The following is a 3,864-nucleotide window of genomic DNA, read 5'->3' on the forward strand; positions in this document are numbered from 1 at the left end:
CGAAATCGTTTACATTATGATATTGTTAGTTGGAAGACATACCCGAAAAGGGAGTGTGATAATTTTGTTAACACCTGAAAGGCATGAACTTATTTTACAATTACTTAAACTGCAAAGTGTTGTGAAGATACAAGAGTTAATAGATATTACAAATACATCAGAATCAACGATAAGACGTGATTTAACTCAATTAGAGCAAGAAGGCTTTTTGAAGAGAGTCCATGGTGGCGCAGCGAGGCTCCAAGGAAAAATAAATGAGCCAAGTATGAGTGAAAAAGCGTTCAAAAACCTCCAAGAGAAGAAAATGATTGCAGGATTTGCAGCAAATCTAGTAGAGGATGGAGATAGTATTTATTTGGATGCAGGGTCGACAATTACAGAAATGCTACCATTTTTAAAAAATCGAGATATTGTAGTTGTAACCAACGGTCTTATGCATTTGTCTAGCTTGCTAGAAGCTCGTATTCAAACCTTTATAACAGGGGGTTATGTTAAAGAGAAAACCAATGCATTAGTAGGACGTGGCGCTATATTGAGTCTTGATAACTACCGTTTCGATAAATGTTTCATGGGTGTTAATGGTATTCATCCTGAATATGGGTATACTACACCTGACCAAGAAGAAGCGATGGTAAAAAGCAAGGCGCTGGCATTGTCAAGAGAAGCTTTCTTTGTAGCAGATGACAGCAAGTTTTCTGAAGTGTATTTCTCGAAAATAGCTGATTTGCATGAAGCTTCTATTATTACAAACTCCCTTGATGAGGAAGTAAACGATTTATATTCAAGGAAAACTAGTATAAAGGTTGTGAAAGAATGATTTATACACTTACATTAAATCCATCTGTCGATTATATTATCGAAGTACCTGAAGTGTATTTAGGAGAGCTAAATCGATTAGAAAAAACAAGTAAATTTGCTGGTGGAAAAGGAATAAATGTTTCCAAAGTATTGAAAAGAATGGGTGTGCAAAGCAAAGCGTTAGGCTTTGTTGGTGGTTTTACGGGAAGCTTCATTGAAAGTCAATTACTTGCAGAAAAAATCGACACGGATTTCGTTCAAGTGGAAGAAGATACACGTATCAATGTGAAATTAAAAGCGGATATAGAAACAGAACTAAATGCAAGTGGGCCAAATATCTCTGCTGCAAAATTCCAAGAGCTAAAGGATAAGATTGCTTCATTAACTTCCGATGATTTACTAGTGCTAGCAGGAAGTGTGCCATCTACCTTGCCTAAAACGACATATGAAGAGCTTGTGAAAATTTGTCATGAAAACAATGTTTCTTTTGTTGTCGATGCAGAAGGTGATTTACTTAAAGCAGTCTTGCCGTATCATCCATTTTTAATAAAGCCTAATCATCATGAGCTTGGTGAGTTGTTTGGGACAACTATTACAAATGCACAAGAAGCGATTCCATATGGGAAAAAACTATTGGAAATGGGAGCACAAAATGTAATTGTTTCTTTGGCTGGTGAAGGAGCCATATTAGTTAGCCAGCACGAAGAATTAATTAGTACGGTACCAAAAGGGGAAGTAAAAAGCTCAGTTGGTGCTGGGGATAGCATGGTAGCAGGATTTCTTGCTAAATATGAGGAGACGCAAGATATGAAAGAATCCTTCCGCTACAGTATTGCTTCAGGAAGTGCGACAGCTTTTTCGATTGGATTATGCACAAAGGAAAAGGTAGAAAATCTTCTTCCTCAAGTCCAAATTCAAGCATAAACGGAATTTATTTTTAATGAAAAAATGAAATGAAAAATAAATGAAAAAGGGAGCGTTATAGGATGAAAATTACTGAATTATTAACGCAAGAGACCATCCTATTGAATATTGAAGGAAATGGAAAGCTTGATGCCATTAATCAGCTGGTTGATATTCTTTATTCGGCGGGAAAATTAACAGATAGAGAAACGTATAAACAGGCAATTTTAAAGAGAGAAGAGCAAAGTACAACAGGGATTGGCGAAGGAATTGCCATTCCCCATGCAAAAACAAGCGCGGTAAAAACACCTGCAATTGCTTTCGGTCGTTCTACTAGTGGGGTTGATTATGAATCACTAGATGGACAGCCGGCAAATTTGTTCTTTATGATTGCGGCACCAGATGGAGCGAATAATACACATCTTGAGGCTTTATCAAGACTTTCTACATTATTATTAAAAGAAGAAGTGCGTTCTAAGCTTTTAAATGCTACTTCTACACAAGATGTTATTTCTATTATTGACAGCTATGATGTAGAGGAAGAAGCGGTTGAAGAAAATATTGCGGATAAGAAAAATTTCATTGTAGCGGTAACGGCTTGTCCAACTGGCATTGCCCATACTTATATGGCAGCTGATTCATTAAAAGCGAAAGCTGCTGAAATGGGTGTAGACATTAAGGTTGAAACGAATGGCTCTGGCGGAGCAAAAAATGTGCTTACAGCAGAAGAAATCGAAAATGCGACAGCAGTTATTGTTGCAGCTGATACGAAGGTTCAAATGGAACGTTTCAATGGCAAACATGTATTGGAAACACCTGTTGCAGATGGTATCCGTAAGCCAGAAGAATTAATTAACCGTGCGTTAAAACAGCAAGCTCCTGTTTACCATGGTGGATCTGGTTCTAGTTCTAGTGATGGCAAAGAGGCAGGGAAAAAAGGAATTGGAAGCCAAATCTATAAACACTTAATGAACGGTGTTTCAAATATGTTGCCATTTGTTGTTGGTGGCGGGATTTTAATAGCGATATCCTTTATGTTCGGATATAACTCAGCTGATCCCAATGATCCAAGCTATAATGCGTTTGCAGCCGTTATTAAGTATATTGGTGGCGATAATGCATTTGCACTTTTAGTACCAGTTCTTGCTGGATTTATCGCAATGAGTATTGCTGATCGCCCAGGTTTTGCTCCAGGGATGGTTGCTGGATTTATGGCAGCTCAAGGTGGAGCAGGATTTCTTGGAGGCTTAATCGGAGGTTTCTTAGCTGGTTATTTAGTGATTGGACTAAAGAAAGTGTTAGAAGTTCTCCCAAGATCCTTAGAAGGAATTAAAACAATTCTGCTCTATCCATTATTAGGAATATTCTTTACCGGTCTAATCATGAATTACGTTATAATGGAGCCAGTTGCAGCAATCAATACAGGCATGACTAACTGGTTATCAGATCTTGGTACTGGAAATGCAGTAATCCTTGGTATTATTTTAGGTGCAATGATGGCCTTTGATATGGGTGGACCAATCAATAAATCAGCCTATGTTTTTGGTACAGGTCTTATTGCTAATGGTGTTTTTGAACCAATGGCAGCAATTATGGCTGGTGGGATGGTTCCGCCACTTGCAATTGCATTAGCAACCGTTTTATTTAAAAAGAAATTTACAAAGCAAGAGAAAGATGCAGGTTTAACAAACTTTATTATGGGCCTTTCGTTCATAACAGAAGGTGCCATTCCATTTGCAGCGGCAGATCCATTGCGCGTTATACCGTCTGTAGCAATAGGTGCAGCAGTGACAGGTGGACTATCCATGTTCTTTAATATTGGTTTAAGAGCTCCACATGGCGGTATCTTTGTAGTTGGATTAGTGGATGGAAATCCTCTGTTATATCTACTAGCAATCGTTATCGGTGCAGTTGTAGCTGCCTTATTATTAGGATTATTAAAGAAACCTGTTCAATCAAAATAAATAAAGTTGTACATGATTAAGTAATTGAGGACTTTAAACATTACTGAATACAGTGATGTTTAAAGTCTCTTTTTTTTAGGGTGATTTCATAAAGTTTGTTGCTATCATAATAAAACCAATGAAGCACAGTGGAATCTGTTTCTTCATTGGTTAATTCTTCACTAATCAACTATTTTCATTTGGCTTTGTTTCATCCAAT

At 37.4% G+C, this 3,864-nt stretch carries 3 protein-coding genes; all 3 read left to right on the plus strand.

Features of this window, described 5'->3' with window-relative positions; all coding sequences use genetic code 11:
* Nucleotides 1-64: 64 nt before the first annotated feature.
* Entirely contained in the window at nucleotides 65-817 is a 753-nt protein-coding gene (locus RTL21_RS06230; protein ID WP_312094541.1) for a DeoR/GlpR family DNA-binding transcription regulator, read from the plus strand.
* Nucleotides 814-1,722 carry a 1-phosphofructokinase gene (gene pfkB / locus RTL21_RS06235; protein WP_312094430.1) on the plus strand — a complete coding sequence of 303 codons (909 nt, stop codon included), beginning with the start codon at nucleotides 814-816 and terminating at the stop codon, nucleotides 1,720-1,722. Before RTL21_RS06230 ends, pfkB begins: the two co-directional genes overlap by 4 nt.
* Nucleotides 1,723-1,784: 62 nt before the next feature.
* Nucleotides 1,785-3,665 (plus strand): PTS fructose transporter subunit IIABC, encoded by a 1,881-nt coding sequence (locus RTL21_RS06240; protein WP_312094432.1) that lies wholly within the window; start codon nucleotides 1,785-1,787, stop codon nucleotides 3,663-3,665.
* Nucleotides 3,666-3,864 lie beyond the last annotated feature (199 nt).

This window comes from Niallia sp. (genome assembly GCF_031978665.1).
Lineage (GTDB): Bacteria > Bacillota > Bacilli > Bacillales > Cytobacillaceae > Niallia.

Coding starts and splice junctions, on each gene's coding strand:
- pfkB (WP_312094430.1), top strand. CDS start 814: ATGATTTATACACTTACATTAAATCCATCTGTCGATTATATTATCGAA.
- RTL21_RS06240 (WP_312094432.1), top strand. CDS start 1,785: ATGAAAATTACTGAATTATTAACGCAAGAGACCATCCTATTGAATATT.